A 19,859-nucleotide genomic window follows, 5' to 3' on the forward strand; every position below is an offset into this window, starting at 1 on the left:
GAATTAAGGAGAGTATGGCATTTCCACTCTCCGACGAGGCGTTCCGGGCTGAAATGAAGGGCATGGGCTTTGGCGAAAAGCAGGCGCAAAAGCTGCGCGTCTCCTTGCAGAAGCCCGCTCCCAAGGTGCCCGAGGCCCCTTACAGCCGTCCCGAGGCGAGCAGCCAGGCTGACGGTTTTACCGAGACCGGCCCCATCACCCCGCAGGAAAAGTGGCTTTTCCGCTAAGCGAGCCATTGCCGGAGCGCTCCATGCCCGAAGTCTCCCTGCCCAAGAACTTCTATCCCGACGGCTTCACCCCCGAAGTCGACGACGACGTGTACGATCAGAAGCCGAAGCACCCCCTCCTGCGCCACGTCCTCTGGGAGGCGCTGAAGCAGGCGAAGGACTGGTCCCACCTGCCCGAAAACCGCCAGGAAGCGTGGGCCGCCGCGGCCAACGCCCTGGGCGCCGCCCCGGAAGGGGACAATGAGGTTTCCCGCTTCCTGAAAAGCCAGGAAGGGGAGGCCGCCCGCCGCGACTTCGCCTACGCCGGTCCGCTGCCCGGCATCGTCACCCGCTACCTTTCCGGTTCCAGCCAGGAAAAGCGCCTGGCCGAGTTCCAGGAGGCGATTCCCGAGGCCTACGGCATGCTGCTGGAAGGCTTCGGCGAGAAGGAGGGACTGAAGAAGATGGGCCGCGAGCCGCTGCCCCAGTGGGCCTATGCGAAGGTTCCGCACCCCAACCCGCTCCCCTACACCCCTTTTAGCGCCGTCCGCTGGACGAAGGATGACCTCAATCTCCTGCGCGGGATGCGGATCGAGACGCAGGGCCTTGCCGTCGACCAGCCGGTGCGCGGCGGCCACACCCGCTAATTTTTATGACCCCCGACGAACAGTTCCGCACCGAGATGGAGAAGATGGGCTGCAGCGAGAGCGAGCTCATCAAGACCCTGGCCGAGATCAAGAACCCCGCCGCCCAGGCCTTCGGGGACGTTTCCGACGCGGCGCGCCGCGCCGGTTTCAAGACCGACACCGCCCCCGGCGAAGTCCGCAATCCCGGCTGGGACGTGGAACAGTAGTTTAGCGCGTTTCCGCGCGCCCCTCGACGATCTCGACGGGGCACTTCGGCAGCATCGCCATGAACGATTTGCCGTAATTCTTGCTCAGGACCCGCTGGTCGAGGATGACCACGATCCCCTGGTCCTGCTTCGACCGGATGAGGCGGCCCACCCCCTGGCGGAATTTGAGGATCGCCTCCGGCAGGGAATAGTCCCGGAAGGCGTCGCCCCCCGCCGCCTCGATCCGCTCCAGCCGCGCCTGCGTCAGCGGGTGGTCCGGCACGGCGAAGGGGAGGCGGGTCAGGATCACGTTCCCCAGCGCGTCCCCCGGCACGTCGACCCCCTGCCAGAAGCTGTCCGTGCCGTAGAGGACGGCGCGGGGGGAGGTCTTGAACTTCTGCAGCAGCTTGTGCCGCGTCATGCTCCCGTCCTGGATGAGAAAGGTGTAGCCGTGGCTGCGGAAGAAGAGGTCGGTCCGCTCCGCCACCGCCTGCATCGTCCGGTAGCTGGTGAAGAGGACGAAGGCGCGCCCCTCCGTCATGGAGGTGAAGTGCTCGATCCACTGCTGGAGGGCGCGGACGTATTCGTCGGCCCGGGCCGGTTCCGGCATGTGGCGGGGGACGTAGACCTTCATCTGCCGCTCGAAGTCGAAGGGGGAGTCCAGCTTCAGCGCGGCGGCGTCCTCCGCGCCCAGGCGTTTCTGGAAGAACTGGAGGTCCCGCGCCACGGCCAGGGTGGCGCTGGTGAGGACGGCGGTCTGGTCCGGGCGGAAGATGAGCTGCCGCATGAGCGGGGCCACGTCGACGGGGGCGGCCAGGAGCTGGATTTCCTGCGCCTTCGGCGTCCGCTCCACCCAGTAGACGTGCCCCTCCCGGGATTGGGTGAGGAACTCGGAGATGCCGGTGCGCAGGGCGGCCAGGCGGCTGGCGCTTTCCCGCACCTCGGCCAGCAGGTCCTCGTCGGAGACGTCCTCCTGGCTGTCGCAGAGGGCGCGGTGGATCTGCGCCAGGGGGAGGCTCAGGGTGTCCTCCACCAGGTCGGGGCGGCTGACGCGGACCTCGCCCCCGCGGGTGAAGTCGACCTGCCGCTCGATGGCGCCGAAGAAGGCGTCGGCGGTCTGCTGGGTTTCTCCCAGGAGCCGGATGGCGTCCCCCTGCCGGAGGACCTGCAGGAGGCCCTTTTGCGTGCGGCTGTTGTAGAGGCGGGTGAAGAGGTGGCGGATGCGCGTCTGGGAAAGGCCCAGGCCCAGATGGCGGGAGGCGACGTTTTCCAGGGTGTGCGCCTCGTCGAAGACGACGAAGTCGTCGTGGAAGAGGAAGCCCTTCTCGTTTTCCAGCGGCTCCTGGTTCGCGTCGGAGCCCAGGAGGGAGAAGAAGAGGGAGTGGTTGACCACGACGACCTGCGCCTCCTTCGCCCGGGAGCGGAGGCGCTGGTAGAAGCAGCGCGGGTCGGCCCCGCAGGTGCGCGGGGTGCAGACGTGGGGCTCGGAGCAGACCTGGGCCCAGACCTTCGGGTCGGGCATGGGGTCGAGGTCGGCCAGGGTGCCGTCCTCCGTCTGCTGATGCCATTCCCAGAGGCGCTTCAGCTCGGCCGCCTCGGAGGAGGCGAAGAGGTCGCCCGCGTGGCTCATCGCCTTCTGCAGGCGGCGGGGGCAGAGGTAGTTCTGCCGCCCCTTCAGCAGGACGGCGGTGAAGGCCTCCGGCACCAGCTTTTGCACCAGGGGGATGTCCTTGTGGAAGAGCTGCTCCTGGAGGTTGATGGTGTGGGTGGAGAGGATGGCCTGCCGCCCCTGCTCGATCCCGTGCAGGATGGAGGGGATCAGGTAGGCCAGGCTCTTCCCCGTGCCGGTCCCCGCCTCGACGACGAGGTGCGTGCGCTCGTCGAGCGCCCGGGCGACGGCCGCCGCCATCTGCTGCTGCTGGGGCCGGGCCTCGAAGTTCTTCGCCTTGGCCAGGGGGCCCCGCTCGGAGAAGAACTCCTCCACGCGCCCCGCGAGCGTGGAAATGGAATCGCGGGGCGCAATCACAAGGGCCTTACCAGGTGAAGGTGAAGCGGCTGAGGCGCTTTTCCAGCTCCGCCACGACGCGCTTTTCCTCCGCTTCCCCGCCAGGGGCGGAGAAGGTGACGCTGAAACGGACGCAGGCGCCCGCGTCGTCCCACGGAACGGTGGAGACGAGGTTTTCCGTGATCATCCACTGGGAGAAAGTCTCCGCGTCGGGGAAGGAGACGGTCTTCCCTTCGCCCGCGGCCTGCTTCGGCGCGGGGACGTAGAGGAAGAAGGAGCCCTTCGGCTTCTGCGCCTGGAAGCCGAGGCGCTGGAGCGCGCCGACCAGCAGGTCCATGCGGCGGCTGTATTTGGCGGCGATCTTTTCCGTGATCTCCGGGTGGTCGAAGCAGTAGGCCACGGCGTTCTGGATGCCGAGGAACTGGCCGGAATCGGTGTTGTCCTTCACGGTGGCGTAGGCCTTCACCAGCAGGGGGTTGCCCGCCACGAAGCCGCAGCGCCAGCCGGTCATGTTGAAGTTCTTGCTGGCGGAGTGCAGCTCCACGCCCACGTCCATGGCGCCCGGGGTGGAGAGGAAGGAGAGGGGCTTCCCCTCGAAGACCAGGGCCGCGTAGGCGAAGTCGTGGATGACGACGAGGCTGTTCTTCTTGGCGAAGGCGACGACCTTGGCGAAGAACTCCGGCGTGGCGCTGGCGCCCGTGGGGTTGTTCGGGTAGTTGATGACCAGCACCTTGGCCCGGGAGAGGACGTCGGCGGGGATATTGTCCAGGTCGGGCAGGTAGCCGTTTTCCTTCGTCAGCTTCAGGTTGTGCACCTCGCCGCCGTAGTAGCGGGCGTGGGTGCCGAAGACCGGGTAGCCCGGCACGGTCATGAGGACGACGTCCCCGGGGTTGATAAGGCAGGCGGGGAGGATGGAGAGGGCGGCCTTCGAGCCGATGGAGTGGCAGACCTGCGTCTCCGGGTCGAGGGTGACGCCGCAGACGTTCTTCAGGTAGCGGGCGGCGGCTTCCTTCAGCAGCGGGCCGCCGTTGTCGGCGTAGCCGCGGTTGCCGGGCTTGGCCGCTTCCTCGTTGAGGCGGGCGACGACGTCGGCCGGGGGCATCTCGTCCGGCTCGCCCACGCCCAGGTCAAAGAGTTCGCCGCCGGGATTGGCCTCCAGGGCGGCGCGTTTGGCGCGCTTGATCTTCTCGAACTTGTAGATGGCGGTGTCTTTGCCGAAGCGGTCTCCGCCGATGCGCTGGGCGAAGAGGGATTGGATGTAGGAATCGCTCATGGGGGAACGGATATCTTAAGAGCCGAGGGCGGCCTGGCAATGGATTACTTGTGAAAGGGCCCGCGATATGCTTTTTAGCGTGGTGCTCCTGACCAATATGACCCGCGCCAATGAGATTGGCGCCAATTCCTATCTTCTCGACCTAGGGCAGGAGGGCTCCGTCATCCTCGACGCCGGCTCCCACCCCCGCCTGGACGGCTACGAGGGGACGCCCGACTTCGCCCCCTCCGGAGGCAAGGACGTCCGCGCCATCTTCCTGACCCACGCCCACCACGACCACACCGGCTCCCTGCCGCTGGCCATGCGCGCCCATCCGAAGGCCCGCGTCTTCATGAGCGAGGGGACCTACTTCCTGGCCGACCCCCTCCTGCACAATTCCGTGGAGGTGATGACCAAGCAGCGCAGCGAGCTGGGCATCAGCGAATACCCCCTCTACACCCACGGGGAGCTGGCGCAGCTGACCCAGCGCTGGCAGGCCTGCGGCCTGGGCAAGTCCTGGTCCCTGGACGGCTATCCCAACCCCAAGAACGAGCCGGTCTCCTTCAGCCTGCACGACGCGGGGCACATTCTGGGCTCCGTCGGCGTCCGCATCGAGCACCGGGGCCGCAGCCTCTTCTACACCGGGGACATCAACTTCGCCGACCAGCGCCTGATGAAGGCGGCCAGCTTCCCCACCAGCGGCATCGACATCCTGGTCACGGAGACGACGCGCGGCGGCAGCCCCCGCAAGGAGGCCCGCGGGCCGGTGATCGAGCGTTTCTTCCAGGCGATGGACGAGACCTTCGCCCAGGGCGGGGCCGTCCTGGTCCCCATCTTCGCCATGGGGAAGACGCAGGAGCTTTTGGCCGAGATCTACATCCGCTGGCGGGAGGGCCGCTTCGGCCGCCGCCCGCTCTACATCGGGGGGCTGAGCAAGACCTTCTCCGCCATCTACGACAAGCTGGCCCAGCGCTCCGTCCGCGCCCACCCGGACATCAAGCTGCTCAACGACAAGATGCCGGAAATCATGGACGGCCGCCGCCTGAAGGGCTTCAAGCCGCGCAAGGGGGACCTCTACCTCCTTTCCTCCGGCATGATGACGCCGAAGACCCTCTCCAACACCCTGGGCCAGCGCTTCCTCTCGGAGGAGAAGAACAGCGTCTTCTTCGTCGGCTACTGCGATCCGGAGTCCCCCGCCGGGGCGCTCCTGGAAACGCCGAAGGGCGGCCACGTCGTCCTGGACCCCATCACCGGGGAGCTGGAGGTGAAGTGCCGCGTCGAGCACTTCGACATGACCGCCCACGCCCAGCGGGAGGACATCCTCGACTACATTCTCAAGACCGATCCGAAGGTCTGCGTCCTGGTCCACGGCGATCCGCCGGCCCTGGAATGGTTCCAGGCCCAGCTCCGCGAGCTGCGGCCGAACATGAAGATCGTCATCCCGCCGCCCGGCCAGCCCGTCGCGCTCTGATCTCATGACTCCGGCCCTCCCGGTCGACGCCCGCCAGGCGGCCAAGCTGCTGGCGAAGGCCGATCCGGTGCTGGGGGCGGTGATCGCGCGCGTGGGCGCCCACACGGGGGAGCCCACGCCGGGGAAGGATCTTTTCCCCGCCCTGCTGCGCTCCATCATCTCCCAGCAGCTCCACGGGAAGGCGGCGGAGGCGATCCACGGGCGCGTCCTAAAGCAGATCGGCCGGGGCCGCGCGGGAGCCCGGGCCCTCCTTTCCCTCCCGGACGAGGCCTTGCGCGGCGCGGGCCTTTCCGCGAACAAGCTGCTGGCCCTGCGGGATCTGGCGGCCAAGGCCCTGGACGGCACCGTCCCCACGCCGCGGGCCGCCGCGAAGCTTTCCGACGCGGAATTGATCGAGCACCTGACGCGCGTCCGGGGAATCGGGCCGTGGACGGTCCACATGCTCCTCATCTTCCATCTGGGGCGCCCCGACGTGCTGCCCACGGGGGATTACGCGATCCGCAAGGCCTTCAGCCTCCTCTACCGGAAGGGCCGCGCCGTGACCCCCGCCGCCATCGAGCGGCACGCAAAGCGGTGGCAGCCCTACCGCTCCATCGCCAGCTGGTATCTCTGGCGCTCGCTCGACCTCGATTAGGCCTAGCGGACGTCCTTCGGCGCGGGGCCGAGCTTCCAGACGTAGTAGCGGGTCACATTCTCCCCGGCCTGGGACTTGCGCCAGAAGTTGCCCCAGCGCGCCGCCTTGCCGAATTCCTTCGCCAGGACCGGCGGCAGGACGGGGGAGGGATCGTCCGTCAGGTAGAGGGCGGAGGAGCCTTTCTTCACCGCGTAGCCGGGCCAGATGGAAAACTGGTTTTCCACGTGCTCCGTGTGCGGGAGGTAGAGCGTGGGGTGGCCGGGGAGGTAGAAGGCCAGCTCGCTGGCGGTGCCGTAGTTGTTCGCCAGGAGGAAGAGGGGCGGCGCGGAGACGCCCGCGGCCTGCTGGGCTTCCCGGCGGAGGGACTCGAACTGGGCGGCGTAGTCCTGCCAGCCCTGGGCGCGGAGGAGGAGGTCCTTCTTCGGCGGCAGGTGAACCCAAGCCGTGTGGTGGAAGAGGACGGTTTCCACGATGGCCAGGGCGATCGCCGCGCGCCAGAACCAGCGGGCGCTCCGCCGGAAAGCGGCCAAAAGGGGCCAGTAGGCGGCGGCCAGGATGAAGGCGGCCGGATAGCTCACGGCGGTCCAGTTCCCTTCCGCCGCCTTGTTGACGCTCAGGAGCGCGTAGAAGAGGAAGCAGGGCAGGAAGAGGGCGACGAGGAAGAGTTCCCCTTCCGTTTTCTGCCGCCGGGCCGTCTTCCAGACCGCGACGAGGAGGGCGATCCAGAGCAGCGGCGACATCGCCGCCGCCTGGGCGATGATGAACTTGAACAGTTCTCCCGGGCGCACATGAAAGCCGCCGTCCAGGTCCCCCCGGTGCTGGAGGTGGGCGGCGGTCACCCAGCCGTGGTGCTGGTTCCACCACAGGACGGGCATCAGGGAGAGGAGAACGGCGGCCAGGAGCGCCCCCATTTGCCGGCTGCGGAAAAGGTGCCGGTGGCGGGGCGTCCAGGCCAGGAATCCGCCGAAGCTGAGGAGCTCCAGCAGATTGACGTACTTGCTGAGGAAGCCGCCGCCGATCGCCAGGCCGCACAGGGCCCAGCGCCACAGTTCCGGCCGGTCCAGGGCATCCAGGAAGAGGTTGGCCGCCCAGACCCAGAAGAAGACGGAAAGGGGGTCGATGGTCATCAGGATGCCGCCGATGGCGTAGAGCGGCGTGATGACGGCCAGGCACAGGGCGATGAGGCCGGCGCGCGCCCCCAGCAGGCGGCGGCCCAGGACGAAGAGCTGCCAGCCGGTCCCGGCGGCCAGGAGGATGGAGAACCAGCGGACGCCCAGCACGGTGTCGCCGAAGAGGAAGGTCCCCGCGGCGATCGTCCAGGCCACGGCGGGCCCCTTGCTGAAGTAGCTGGCGTCCAGGTGCTTCGACCAGAGCCAGTAGTAGGACTCGTCCGGGATCAGGTCGAGGCTGACGGCGAAGGCGATGCGGAAGAGGGTCAGCGCGGCCAGGAGGACGATGGCCATGCGCGTCTCCCAGGGGAGGGCACGGAGCATGGCTAGGGAGAGTGCCGGGGGGCGGAGGCGGTGTCACGTTCGCGTTTGTTTTTTGGCGGAGACCCCCCCATGCTCTACAGCCCCCCATCGTGAAGCTCTGCGACGTCACCCAGTTCTTCTCCCCGCGCAGCGGCGGGGTGCGCCGCTATCTTTTGGAGAAGCGCCGCTATATCGAGGAGCGGACGGACGACGAGCACCACCTGGTCATCCCCGGGGAAAAGACCGAGTACAAGCAGGAGGGCCGCCTCCACACCTTCACCGTGGCCTCCCCCCAGGTGAGCAAGACCTCCCGCTACCGGGTCCTCTTCAACACGCCCGCCGTCCGGGACTACCTGCGCCAGGTCCGGCCCGACCTGGTGGAGGCGGGCGACCCCTACCACCTGGCTTGGAGCCTCCTGCGCTCCGGCCGGGAGCTGTTCTTCCCGGTGCTCGGCTTCTACCACTCCCATTTCCCCGACGCCTACCTGCGGACGATCCTCAAATATTGCGGCCCCTTCATGCGGGACGCGGTGCTGGCCTATGCGGAGGACTACATCGTCCGCCTCTACGGGCAGTTCGCCGCCACGCTGGTGCCGTCGGAGCCGCTGCGGGACCTCTTGCGCGGCTGGGGCGTGGGGAACGCCGTCTCCGTCCGCCTGGGCGTCGACACGGACTCCTTCCGGCCCGGCCTGCGGGACGCGGCGCTGCGGGAGGAGCTGGGCATTCCGCAGGACGCCTTCCTTCTCCTCTACGTCGGCCGGCTGGCGGGGGAGAAGAACGTCACCACCCTCCTCCAGGCCTTCGCCGAGCTGCGCCGCCGTTCCGGGCGGAATTACTGGCTCCTCATCCTGGGGGACGGCCCGCTGCGCCGTCTCCTGCCCGCCGTGCGGGAGGAGACGGGGGCGGTCCGCTGGCAGTCTTTCATCCAGGGGAATGACAAGCTGGCCCGCTACTACCGCGCGGCCGACCTCTTCGTCCATCCGGGCGTGGTGGAGACTTTCGGCCTCGTTGCCCTGGAGGCGCAGGCTTGCGGGTGTCCCATCGTCGGCATCCGGGGCAGCAACATGGACGCGAACATCGCCTACGGCCTGGAGCATTGGGCCCCGCGCAACGACGCCGGGGAATTGGCCGCCGCCATCGAGCGGGTGGCGGAGACCGACCTGGCCCTGTGGGGGGAGACCGCCGCGGAGCGGGTGCGGGAGCGCTTCGCCTGGCCGGTGGTATTGGGCGATCTCTGGCGCCACTACCGCGCCGCCATCGCGGGCAACCGTGTGCTGGCTTCTTACTGATATGACCGAGTCCGCCCCCGCATTCCGCGTCCGCTTCTACCGGCCCGAGGACCGCGCCGCCGTCCGCCGCATCTGCGCGGAGACCGGTTTTCTGGGGAGGGCGGTCGACCCCATTTTCGAGGACCGGGAACTCTTCGCCGATTATCTGACCGGCTACTATACCGACGCGGAGCCGGAATCGACCCTCGTCTGCGAGGTGGGCGGCGAGATCCAGGGCTACCTCATGGGCTCCCGCCGCCTGGGCCAATACAAGCGCTACCGCGTGTGGAACAATGCCTGGCTCTTCCTCAAGGGGGGCTGGCGCTATTTCACCCGGCCCTACGGCCCGGCCACGCGCCGCTACGTCGCCTGGCTCTTGAAGCGCGCGGGGGCGGAGTCCCCCGTCACGCCGCCGGGGTTGCCCCACTTCCATGTCAATCTCCTCCCCGCCGCGCGGAGCGTGACGCACGTGCGGACGCTCATCGACTCTTTCCTGCAATACCTGGTCGGGCATGGGGACGCGGGCGTCTACGGCCAGATGGTCACCTTCGACGGGCGGCGCGGCGTGCGGATGTTCGAGCGGTACGGCTGGCGGGTGATCGACCAGAAGGAGATCACGAAATACCGCCACCTCGACCCGCGCCAGGTCTTCCTCTTCACCATCGTAAAGGACCTGCGGGAGAACAGCCGCCTTTACGGCAAGGACCTGCACAAGGAGAAGGCCGGGGCATGAGGTCGCTCGTCGTCTCCCTGCACGACGTCCATCCGGAGAGCCTCCCGCTCATCGAGGAGCAGCGCCAGGCGCTGGCCTCCTGGGGCGTGGCGCGGCGCAGCCTTTTGGTGGTGCCGCAGTTCCACCATGGCCGCCGGGCGGACGAGCCCGCCTTCCGCGCCGCGATTGACGCGGCCCAGGGGGAGGGGGACGAGGTGGTCCTCCACGGCTTCTACCACGACCGCCAGGGCTGCCTGGAGGACCTGGGCACCCTTTTCTGGAGCCGCTTCTACACGAACCAGGAGGCCGAGTTCCTCAACCTGGAGGAGCGGGAGGCGCGCCGCCGCCTGGAGCTGGGGCTGAAGCTCTTCGCCGACGCGGGGTGGAAACCCTCCGGATTCATCGCCCCGGCGTGGCTCATGCCGCCGGAGCTGTACGCCCTCCTGGCCTCCCTCGGCTTTTCCTACACGAACACCGTGCGCCGCTTCGTCCACCTGCCCGACGGGCGGCAGGAGGCCTCCCAGTCCCTCTGCTGGAGCACCCGCGCCGGATGGCGGCGGGACTGCTCCCTCATTTGGAACGAGCTGCTCTACCCCCGCGCGCGGAGGAACTCCCTCCTGCGGATCAGCCTCCACCCGCAGGACCTGACCTTTCCCGCCCTGCGCGCGCAGATCGAGCGCCTCGTAAAAAGGGCATTGGACGACGGCTTCCAGCCGGTAACCTACGCCGACCATGCCGCGCGTTGACCTCCACCTCCACTCCCGGTTTTCCGACCGCCCGTCGGAGTGGATCCTGCGCCAGCTGGGGATGCCGCAGAGCTACAGCGAGCCGGAGGCCCTCTACGCCCGGCTCGACGAGGCCGGGATGGCCTGGAAGACGCTGACCGACCACCACCGGATCGACGGCTGCCTGGCCCTGGCGGAAAAGCACGGCGACGTCTTCCTGAGCGAGGAGGTCACCACCTACTTCCCCGACGGCTGCAAGATCCACCTGCTGGTCTGGGGCCTGGACGAGGCGCAGCACCGCCGCATCCAGGAGCTGCGGCAGAGCGTCTTTGAGCTGTCCGCCTACCTGCGCGCGGAAAACTTAAGCCACGCCGTCGCCCACGCGCTTTCCAGCCTCAACGGGAAGCTGACCGTCGGCCACTTCGAGCAGATGCTCCTCCTCTTCCGCGTCTTCGAGGGGCGCAACGGCAACCGCGAGGCGTTGGCGCAGGAGATGGCCAATTTCTCCTTCGCCGCCCTGACTCCGCAAAAGATCGAGGAGCTGGCCAACCGCCACAATCTGGCCCCCACCCACGCGGAACCGCACCAAAAGGTGCTGACCGGCGGCTCCGACGACCACGGCGGCCTCTACGCCGCCCGGACGTGGACGGAGCTGCCCGGCTCCGGCTGGAAGGAAGCCCTGGCCCTTCTGCGGACCGACATGGACCCGCCCGGGGCGGGCGTCTCCCTGGGGGGCGTCCACGGCACGCCGCTGCGCCTTTCCAGCAGCCTCTACAGCACCGTCTTCCACTACGCGCAGGACAAGCTGAAGAAGACCGCCCCCCTGGCCGCCTCCCTCCTGCGGACGATCGCGGAGCGCTTCGTGGCGGGGAAGAATCCCACCGCCTTTTCCATCGGGGAACAGCTCGGCTTCGTCGTTCAGGCGGTGCGGACGGGCCAGGCCTTCGACTTCATCAAGCCGGGGGAGACGACCCTTTCCCGCGAGTTCGCCGCCTTTTTCACCGATTCCAAGGTAAAGGCCGCCCTGGACGAGATCATCCGCCAGGAGCCGGACGCGGAGCGCCGCAGCTTCCGCATGGCCTCCTACCTGGCCAACCAGCTCAGCTACCGCCTCTTCCTGGAATTCATGCGGCGGCTGGAGAGGGGGAGCCTGCTGGACGGCCTCCAGTCGATCACCGGCATCCTGCCCGTGGCGGGCGGCGTCCTGCCCTACGTCGTCGCCTTCCGGCAGCAGGCGCCGGACCGGCCCTTCCTTTCCGCCGCCGTGGAGCGCGTCGCCGGGACGGTGCCCCCGCCCCTGGCCAACGCCAAGCGGGCCTGGTTCACCGATACGCTGGAGGATGTCAACGGCGTCGCCCGCACGCTCTGCGCCATGACGGGGGCGGCGGTCCGCAACGGGGCCGACCTGACCCTGGTCACCTCCCGCTCGGAGATGACGATCACCGGCCTGCCGATCAAGAACTTCGCCCCCGTCGGCGAGTTCGAGATCCCCGAGTACAAGCTGCAGAAGCTCTCCTTCCCGCCCTTCCTGGAGATGCTCGACTACATCGAGCGGGAGAAGTTCACCGAGCTGATCATCAGCACCCCCGGTCCCGTCGGCCTCTGCGCCCTGGCGGCAGGCAAGCTCCTGGGCCTGCCGATGACCGGCATCTACCACACCGATTTCCCCCAATACGCCCGCTTCCTTTCCGACGACGCGTTCATGGAGACGCTGACCTGGAAATACATGCAGTGGTTCTACGGCCAGTTCGGGAAGATCTATTCCAACTCGGAATTCTACCGGCAGCGGTGGATCGAGCGCGGCATCCCCGCCCACCGGCAGGCCATCCTGCCGCGCGGCCTCGACACGGAGGCCTTCCACCCGCGCCACCGGCGGGAGGACTTCTGGACCGCGCGCGGGGCGAAGGGGCCGGTCTTCCTCTACGTCGGGCGCATCTCCAAGGAAAAGGAGCTCGGCTTCCTGGCGGAGGTCGTCCGCGCCCTGGCCAAGGAAGGGCGCGACTTCACCCTGGCCCTCGTCGGCGACGGGCCGTTCAAGGAGGAGCTGGAGGCGACCTGCCCGCAGGCCGTCTTTACCGGCGTCCTGGTCGGCGACGAGCTGAGCGCGGCCTACGCCTCCGCCGACTTCTTCGTCTTCCCCAGCACCACCGACACCTTCGGCAACGTCGTCCTGGAGGCCCTTTCCTCCGGCCTGCCGGTGGCCGTTTCCGACGTCGGCGGACCGCGCGAGCTGGTCGCCCGGCCGGAGCAGGGCCGCGTCCTGCGCGCCGGAAACCTGGGGGAATGGACGGAAGCCCTCCGCGCCTTCCTCACCGCGCCGCCCAGCCGGGAAAACCGCCTGGCCATGGCCGCCGTCATCCATGAGGAGCGGAACTGGGACGGCGCGTTCCATCGATTCTGGAACGCTTAAGCCCAGTAATTACGAAAATGGCGGGAAAACGGGTGCCTAGCACCGTTCTTGCTTCTTCGCGGGCCCGTTATGAAGAAGCTTCATCCCTACCGCCCCCGTACCTTCCTGCCCGCCGACATCGACCTGGGGGACCTGGACGCCCTTAAGAGCGTTTTCCAGCGTCTCGATCAGGGCCTCGATGGGGCGAAGACCGTGGAAGACCTCCAGAAGTGGATCGAGGACTCGGACGAGGTGAGCGCCGCCTTGGGCGAAGAGGGGGCCAAGCGCTACATCGCCCACGTCTGCCATACGGACGACGTGGAGGCGGAGGCGGCCTACGAGCATTTCACCCAGAAGGTCGGCCCGGCGCTCTCCCCCTTGGGAAACGCCCTGGATAAGAAGCTCTTCGCCCACCCCGCCTATGCGCAGCTCCCCGCCTATTACGACGAATACCGCCGGGGCGTGCAGCTCGACCTCGACCTCTACCGGGAAAAGAACATCGAGCGCCGCAAGCAGCTTTCCAAGCTGGACCAAGCCTACGACAAGCTGATCTCCCAGCAGGAGATCGAGTTCGAGGGGGAGAAGATGACCCTGGTCCAGGCGGCCAACATCCTGGACGAGCCGGACCGCGCCCGGCGGCAGGCCGTCTTTGAGGCCATGTCCGCCCGCCGCCTGGCGGACCGGCAGGCCATCGACGACATCTACGACCAGCAGCTGGCCCTGCGCCAGGCCGTCGCGGAGGAGGCGGGCTTCGACAACTACCGGGACTATTCCTTCAAGGCGAAGGACCGCGCCTACACGCCGGACGACTGCCTGGCCTTCCACAAGGCGATCGAGGAACACGTCGTCCCCCTGGCCCGCCTCATCCAGGAGGACCGTCTCAACGCCCTGCGCGCCACCGGCCAGCTCGGCGCCGACGAGCCGCTGCGGCCCTGGGACCTGGCCGTCGACGCGCAGGGGCGGGAGCCGCTCCATCCCTTCCACGGCGGGCAGGAGCTCTTTGACAAGGTGGAGGAGGTTTTCAAGGCCATCGACCCCCGTTTCCTCCAATCCTTCGACCTCATGCGGGAATACGAGGCCTACGACCTCGACAACCACAAGGGCAAGGGGCCGGGCGGGTTCCAGTATTTCCTCTCCGAGTCGGCGGTGCCCTTCATCTTCATGAACGCGGCCGACGCCTCCGACGACATGGAAACCCTCAAGCACGAGAACGGCCACGCCACCCACTCCATCCAGGCCCGGGACCAAAAATTGGCCGCCTACCGGCACGCCCCCATGGAGATGTGCGAGCTGGCCTCCATGAGCGCCGAGCTGATCTGCGCCTCCCAGCTGGAAAAGACCTATTCCAAGGAGGACGCCGGCCGCGTCCGCCGCGAGCAGCTGGAGAAGATCGTCTCCTTCCTGCCGTGGATGGCCACCGTCGACGCCTTCCAGCACTGGGTCTACACCAATCCCGGCCACACCAAGGAGCAGCGGACGGAGGCCTTCCAGGACCTGCAAAAGCGTTTCGGCGGCACCGCCGACTGGAGCGGGTATGAGGAAAGCCGCGGGAGCGCCTGGCAGCGCCAGTCCCACATCGTCACCAACCCCTTCTACTACGTCGATTACGGCGTGGCCCAGCTGGGTGCCCTCCAGGTGGAGCGCAATTTCAAGCAGGACCCGCGGAAGGGCCTCGACGCCTACTTCCACGGCCTGAGCCAGGGCGGTTCCAAGCCCCTGGCCGAACTGTACAAGGACGCCGGGGTGAAGCTGGACCTGACGGCGAACATGGTGGCCCCGCTGATCGCGGGCATCCGCCAGGAGCTGGGCTACCCGCCCGCCAAGGAGGTCCCCGTTCCCCGGACCGACCTGGGGAAGGCCCCCTTCCGCCGCCCGGGCGCGGAGCCCGATCTTGCCGGGCCGGATCAGTCCCGGCAAAAATAGGCCGTGACCGCCACCGCCCCCACCGCCCGCGTTTTCCTCTCCGCCGACATCGACCTGGCCGACATCGCCGCCCTGGAGGGCGTTTATCAAAAGCTGGAGCGGAATCTGGAATTGGCGGGGACCGTTTCGGAATTGGAAGGGTGGCTGGCCCAATACGGGGAGGTTTCCGACGCCGTCGGGGAGGTCCGCTCCGCCCGCTACATCGCCATGACCTGCCAGACGGACGACGCGGCGCGGAAGGAGGCCTACCTCCACTTCGTCGAGGTCGTCGATCCGTGGCGCAAGCCCCGGGAATTCGAGCTGCAGAAAAAGCTCGTCGCCCATCCCTCCTTCGCGGGGCTGCCCGCTTACTATGAGGTCTTCCGCCGCAGCGTGAAGAACGCCGTGGAACTTTTCCGGGAGGCCAACGTCCCGCGCGAGACGGAGATCGAGAAGCTCGCCCAGGAATACCAGGAGACCTGCGGGGCGATGACCGTCGACTTCGACGGCAAGGAACAGACCCTCTCCCAGCTGGGCCGCGTCCAGGAGGAGACTGACCGGGCCCGCCGCCAGGCCGCCTGGGAAGCCTCCACGAAGCGCCGCCTGGCCGACCGCGACAAGCTCAACTCCATCTTCGACCGCCAGCTGGCCCTCCGCCAGGCGGTGGCCAAGGAGGCGGGCTTCTCCAACTTCCGCGACTACATGTTCCGCGCCCTGGAGCGCTTCGACTACGCGCCGGACGACTGCCTGCGCTTCCACGAGGCGGTGGAGCGGGAAGTCGTCCCCGTCGTCCGCCTGCTGGAGGCGGGCCGCCGGGAAAAGATGGGCCTGGAAAAGCTCCGCCCGTGGGACCTCTCCGTCGACCCGGAAGGCCGCCCGCCCCTGCGCCCCTTCCAGAACGCCGCCGAGCTGTTCGACAAGACGGAGGCCGTCTTCGGCCGCATCGACGCGCGCCTGCGGGAGCGCTTCGCCCGCCTGCGGCAGGACGGCTCCGTCGACCTGGAAAACCGGAAGGGGAAGGCCCCCGGCGGCTACCAGTCCTACCTGCCGGAGTCGCGGCGGCCCTTTATCTTCATGAACGCCGTGGGCACCCAGCGGGACGTCGAGACGCTCCTGCACGAAGGGGGGCACGCCATTCACGCCCTGCAGAGCGGCGGCCAGCGCCTGTCCGCCTACCGCGGCGGCGCGCCGATGGAATTCTGCGAGGTGGCTTCCATGAGCATGGAGCTGCTGGGCGCGCCGCACCTGGAGGAATTCTACGCGGAGCCGGAGGCCCGCCGCGCCCGCCGCACCCTTTTGGAGGGCGTCATCCAGTCGCTCCCCTCCATCGCCGCCACCGACGCCTTCCAGCACTGGATCTACACCCATCCCGGCCACACCCCGGCGGAGCGGGACGCCGCCTGGACCGACCTGATGAAGCGCTTCGGCGCCGACGTCGACTGGTCCGGCTACGAGGCGCAGCGCGGCGCGGGCTGGCACCGGATCCTCCACATCTTCGAGGTGCCCTTCTATTACATCGAATACGGCATCGCCCAGCTGGGCGCGCTCCAGGTCTGGAACCGCTCCCTCAACGGCGTCACCATGGCCGTCGACGGCTACCTCTACGGCCTGGAACTGGGCGGCTCCCGCCCGCTGCCGCGGCTCTTCGAGGCCGCCGGCATCCGCTTCGACTTCACCCGCGAGACGATCGCCCCCCTCATGGCGGCGGTGAAACAGGAATTAGCCAAACTGGAAAACTAACGACATGAACCTCCCCCGCTTCAAGCCCCGCCAGTTCCTGGCGGCTGACTTCGACCTCCTCGACGCCGCCCAGCAGGAACAGGTGGCCGCCTCCCTCCGCGCCGAGCTGGCCGCCGCCCGCACGGGGGCCGAGCTGGAAACCTGGCTGGACCACTACGGGGAGCTGGAAAAGGCCGCCGACGAGGCGATGTGGACGCACACGATCAAGAGGAGCCAGGACGTGACCGACACGGCCGCGGAGCAGGGGGAGAGGGAGTACGACGAGAAGGTGAGCCCCTGGCTCAAGCCCCTGCAGGACGAGCTGCGGCGCGGCCTTGTCCAGCACGCGGCGGTGGGGGAGCTGCCCCCCTATTACGATACTTTCCTGCGCGCCATGCGGGGGAAGATCGACCTCTTCCGCCCGGAAAACGTGGAGCGGGAGAACGAGGACAAGCGGCTGCAGGGCCAGTACGGCAAGATCGTCAACGTCCAGGTCCCGTTCGAGGGGAAGCAGTGGACCTTCAAGGCCCTGGCCCAGGTCCAGGAGGACCCGGACCGGGCACGCCGCCAGGCCGCCTGGGAGGCGGTCCGGACGGCGCGTGCGGGGATTTCGGAAAAGCTGGAAGACCTCTTCGACCAGCAGCTGAAGGTGCGCGACGCGATCGCCAAGGAGGCGGGCTTCGCCAATTACCGGGATTACATCTTCGTCGAAAAGGGCCGCTTCGACTACAAGCCGGAGGATACCCTGGCCTTCCACGAGCAGGTGGAGCGGCACGTGGTCCCCTTCCTGCGGGAGCTGCAGCGGGAGCGGAAGGAAAAGCTGGGCGTCGAGACGCTCCGCCCGTGGGACACGAAGATCGACGTCCAGGGCGACCAGCCCCTGCGCCCCTTCCAGACTTCCGAGGAGCTCTTCGAGGGGGTGCGGGACATCTTCTCCAAGCTCGACCCGGAGCTGGGGGAACGCTTTGCCGAGATGAAGAAGACCGGCCTCCTGGACCTGGAGAACCGCCCGGGCAAGGCCCCCGGCGCTTACTCCCAGGTGCTGGCGGAGACGGGCTGGCCCTTCACGTTCATGAGCGCCGTCGGCACCCAGTCTGACGTGACGACGCTGATCCATGAGGGCGGCCACGACCAGCAGGCCATCGCCACGCGCGACCAGCGGCTTTTCTACTACATGCTCGAGGCGGGCATGTTCATCGAATTCGCGGAGGTCGCCTCCATGGGGATGGAGCAGCTGGCCGTCCCGCACTTGGACCGTTTCTACGGGCCGGAGGACGCCCGCCGGGCCAAGCTGAGCATGGTGGAGCGTCCCGTGGAGGTCCTGCCCTGGATCGCGGCGATCGACTCCTTCCAGCAGTGGGCCTACACGAACGTCGACGAGGCCCTCGACCATAAGAAGCGGCGGGAAAAGTGGGGCGAGCTGACGGAACGCTTCGGCGGCGGCGAGGACTGGAGCGGCTACGAGGACCGGCGCACCGGCCTGTGGCTCGACCAGCCGCACGTCTTCGTCCACCCCCTCTACTACGTCGAATACGCCTACGCGCAGGACGGCGCGCTCCAGATTTTGCAGAACTCCCTGAAGGACCCGGAGAAGGCGGTGCGCGATTACCGCGCGGGGATCGCCCTGGGCAGCTCCAAGCCGCTGCCGGAGCTTTTCGAGGCGACGGGCATCCGCTTCGACAAGCGCGGGGAGATGCTGGAATCGATCATGGGCAGCCTGCGGGAGGCGCGTGTCGCGATGCTGCCCCAGGCCGCGCCGCGCAAGGAGCTGGGCGGCCTCGACTTCCAGCGCAGCGCCGTCGCCGCGCCGATCGAGACGCCGCAGCGGAAGCTGGACAAGGTTTAGGGCCTAGGGTTTGACGAGGTGGCGCTCGATGTGGGCGCGGGAAACCTCGACATACTTCTCCGCCCACTGGCGGAGCCCGGCGCGTTCTTCCGCCGTCAGCGGGCGGACGACCTTGGCGGGCGCACCCAGGACCATCGACCCTTCCGGGATGACGGTGCCCTGGGTGACCAGGGCGTGGGCGCCGACGATCGACTGGCGGCCGATCACCGCCCCGTCCAGGACGGTGGCGTGCATGCCGATGAGGCACTCGTCCTCCACCGTGCAGGCGTGGACCACGGCGGCGTGGCCCACGGTCACGTAATTGCCGATTTTCACCCCGTAGTCGTCGGCCAGGTGGACGATGGCGCCGTCCTGGATGTTGGAACCCTCGCCGATCTCGATGGAGTTGATGTCGCCGCGCAGGACGGCGGAGGGCCAGACGCTGGCACGGGGGCCGATCGTCACGTCGCCGATGAGCGTGGCCCCGGGGGCGACGTAGGCGGAGAGGTCGACGCGGGGAATGCGGGTCAGGTATTTGTTCAGCCGCTCGGAAAGGGTCATGGGCGCGCTCAGGAAACTTCTTCCTGCTTGAAAAGGTCGGCCTGGGCCCAGGCCTTCATGGCCTTTTTGGAGGAGGGGCCGCGGCGGGAAGGGGAGATGGAGGTGGGAACCGGCTGGCTCAGGCGGGGGCGGCCGCTGGAGTCGAGCTGTTCCTCCTCCAGGACGCGCAGGACTTCCTTGGCCCGTTCCACGACTTCCTGGGGCAGGCCGGCCAGGCGGGCCACCTGGATGCCGTAGCTCTTGTCGGCGCCGCCGGGGACGATCTTCCGCAGGAAGATGACCCGGTCGTTCCACTCGCGGACGGCCACGCTGGCGTTCTTCACGGCGCGGCCGCCGGCCAGCTCCGTCAGCTCGTGGTAGTGGGTGGCGAAGAGGGTGAGCGCCTTCGCCACATCGTGGAGGTGCTCCGCGACCGCCCAGGCGATGGAGAGGCCGTCGAAGGTCGCTGGTGCCGCGGCCGATCTCGTCCAGGATGACCAGGCTGTGCGCGGTGGCGTGGTGGAGGATGTTGGCCGCCCCGCTCATCTCCACCATGAAGGTGCTCTGGCCGCGGGTGGAGAGGTCGTCGCTGGCGCCGATGCGGGTGAAGATGCGGTCCAGGACGCCGATGCGGGCGCTCTTGGCCGGGACGAAGCAGCCCAGGTGCGCCATGAGGGCGATGAGGGCGGTCTGCCGCAGGTAGGTGCTCTTGCCCGCCATGTTGGGGCCGGTGAGGATGAGCAGGCGGTTGCCGTGGGGTTCCAGGTGGGTGTCGTTGGGGATGCAGCGCTCGCCCAAAAGGAGCTGCTCCAAAACGGGGTGGCGGCCTTCCTTGATCTCCACCTCGACGCCGTCGGTCAGTTCCGGGCGGACGTAGTCCTGCTCCTGGGCCAGGGCGCCCCAGCCG

The 19,859-nt window shown here is 68.1% G+C and carries 17 protein-coding genes and 1 pseudogene; 12 read left to right on the forward strand and 6 right to left on the reverse strand.

The features are described 5' to 3' along the window. Positions 1-14 precede the first annotated feature (14 nt). Genes PW734_09385 through PW734_09395 form a run of 3 tightly spaced genes read left to right on the forward strand, consistent with a single transcriptional unit; the run spans position 15 to position 1,059 of the window. Positions 15-227: a hypothetical protein gene (locus tag PW734_09385; protein ID MDE1171403.1), complete on the forward strand. Its 213-nt coding sequence runs from the start codon at positions 15-17 to the stop codon at positions 225-227. A gap of 23 nt (positions 228-250) precedes the next feature. Further along, a complete protein-coding gene (locus PW734_09390) occupies positions 251-853 on the forward strand; it encodes a hypothetical protein (protein MDE1171404.1) in 603 nt (200 codons plus the stop codon). A 5-nt stretch (positions 854-858) separates the two neighbouring features. Then, positions 859-1,059 carry a hypothetical protein gene (locus PW734_09395; protein MDE1171405.1) on the forward strand — a complete coding sequence of 67 codons (201 nt, stop codon included), beginning with the start codon at positions 859-861 and terminating at the stop codon, positions 1,057-1,059. Position 1,060: 1 nt separating this feature from the next. Here the strand turns inward: PW734_09395 and PW734_09400 are convergent, their stop codons facing one another. Further along, entirely contained in the window at positions 1,061-3,064 is a 2,004-nt protein-coding gene (locus PW734_09400; protein ID MDE1171406.1) for a helicase C-terminal domain-containing protein, read from the reverse strand. 7 nt (positions 3,065-3,071) lie between these two features. Continuing rightward, on the reverse strand, positions 3,072-4,316 hold the full coding sequence (locus tag PW734_09405; GenBank protein ID MDE1171407.1) for an LL-diaminopimelate aminotransferase: 1,245 nt from the start codon (positions 4,314-4,316) through the stop codon (positions 3,072-3,074). Between the two features lie 67 nt (positions 4,317-4,383). On the opposite strand from PW734_09405, the gene PW734_09410 reads away from it, so the two are divergent. Both PW734_09410 and PW734_09415 read left to right on the forward strand, forming a co-directional pair. Continuing rightward, positions 4,384-5,766 carry an MBL fold metallo-hydrolase gene (locus PW734_09410; GenBank protein MDE1171408.1) on the forward strand — a complete coding sequence of 461 codons (1,383 nt, stop codon included), beginning with the start codon at positions 4,384-4,386 and terminating at the stop codon, positions 5,764-5,766. Positions 5,767-5,770: 4 nt separating this feature from the next. Continuing rightward, positions 5,771-6,400: a DNA-3-methyladenine glycosylase 2 family protein gene (locus PW734_09415; GenBank protein ID MDE1171409.1), complete on the forward strand. Its 630-nt coding sequence runs from the start codon at positions 5,771-5,773 to the stop codon at positions 6,398-6,400. A gap of 2 nt (positions 6,401-6,402) precedes the next feature. Here the strand turns inward: PW734_09415 and PW734_09420 are convergent, their stop codons facing one another. After that, positions 6,403-7,893: a glycosyltransferase family 39 protein gene (locus PW734_09420; GenBank protein MDE1171410.1), complete on the reverse strand. Its 1,491-nt coding sequence runs from the start codon at positions 7,891-7,893 to the stop codon at positions 6,403-6,405. 89 nt (positions 7,894-7,982) lie between these two features. Between PW734_09420 and PW734_09425 the strand changes: the two genes are divergently transcribed. The 7 genes from PW734_09425 (at position 7,983) to PW734_09455 (ending at position 18,433) form a co-directional block, all read left to right on the forward strand. Further along, positions 7,983-9,161: a glycosyltransferase gene (locus PW734_09425; GenBank protein MDE1171411.1), complete on the forward strand. Its 1,179-nt coding sequence runs from the start codon at positions 7,983-7,985 to the stop codon at positions 9,159-9,161. A 1-nt stretch (position 9,162) separates the two neighbouring features. Next, positions 9,163-9,873, forward strand: a complete 711-nt coding sequence (locus tag PW734_09430) for a GNAT family acetyltransferase (GenBank protein ID MDE1171412.1) — start codon at positions 9,163-9,165, stop codon at positions 9,871-9,873. After that, complete coding sequence (locus PW734_09435) at positions 9,870-10,598, forward strand: polysaccharide deacetylase family protein (protein ID MDE1171413.1); 729 nt, start codon at positions 9,870-9,872, stop codon at positions 10,596-10,598. Before PW734_09430 ends, PW734_09435 begins: the two co-directional genes overlap by 4 nt. Continuing rightward, entirely contained in the window at positions 10,585-12,987 is a 2,403-nt protein-coding gene (locus PW734_09440; GenBank protein MDE1171414.1) for a glycosyltransferase, read from the forward strand. The genes PW734_09435 and PW734_09440 overlap by 14 nt, the downstream gene beginning before the upstream one ends. A 69-nt stretch (positions 12,988-13,056) precedes the next feature. Then, a complete protein-coding gene (locus tag PW734_09445) occupies positions 13,057-14,889 on the forward strand; it encodes a M3 family oligoendopeptidase (GenBank protein MDE1171415.1) in 1,833 nt (610 codons plus the stop codon). A gap of 3 nt (positions 14,890-14,892) precedes the next feature. Further along, entirely contained in the window at positions 14,893-16,608 is a 1,716-nt protein-coding gene (locus tag PW734_09450) for a M3 family oligoendopeptidase (protein MDE1171416.1), read from the forward strand. Positions 16,609-16,612: 4 nt separating this feature from the next. Then, entirely contained in the window at positions 16,613-18,433 is a 1,821-nt protein-coding gene (locus PW734_09455) for a M3 family oligoendopeptidase (GenBank protein MDE1171417.1), read from the forward strand. Between the two features lie 3 nt (positions 18,434-18,436). Here the strand turns inward: PW734_09455 and PW734_09460 are convergent, their stop codons facing one another. The 3 genes and pseudogenes from PW734_09460 to PW734_09470 form a co-directional block, all read right to left on the reverse strand. Then, on the reverse strand, positions 18,437-18,973 hold the full coding sequence (locus PW734_09460; protein ID MDE1171418.1) for a gamma carbonic anhydrase family protein: 537 nt from the start codon (positions 18,971-18,973) through the stop codon (positions 18,437-18,439). A gap of 8 nt (positions 18,974-18,981) precedes the next feature. After that, on the reverse strand, positions 18,982-19,365 hold the full coding sequence (locus tag PW734_09465) for a hypothetical protein (protein ID MDE1171419.1): 384 nt from the start codon (positions 19,363-19,365) through the stop codon (positions 18,982-18,984). Between the two features lie 112 nt (positions 19,366-19,477). After that, positions 19,478-19,672, reverse strand: a pseudogene (locus tag PW734_09470) (hypothetical protein). Positions 19,673-19,859: the final 187 nt, after the last annotated feature.

Origin of the sequence: Verrucomicrobium sp., from assembly GCA_028283855.1 — a bacterium.
GTDB lineage: Bacteria > Verrucomicrobiota > Verrucomicrobiia > Methylacidiphilales > GAS474 > GAS474.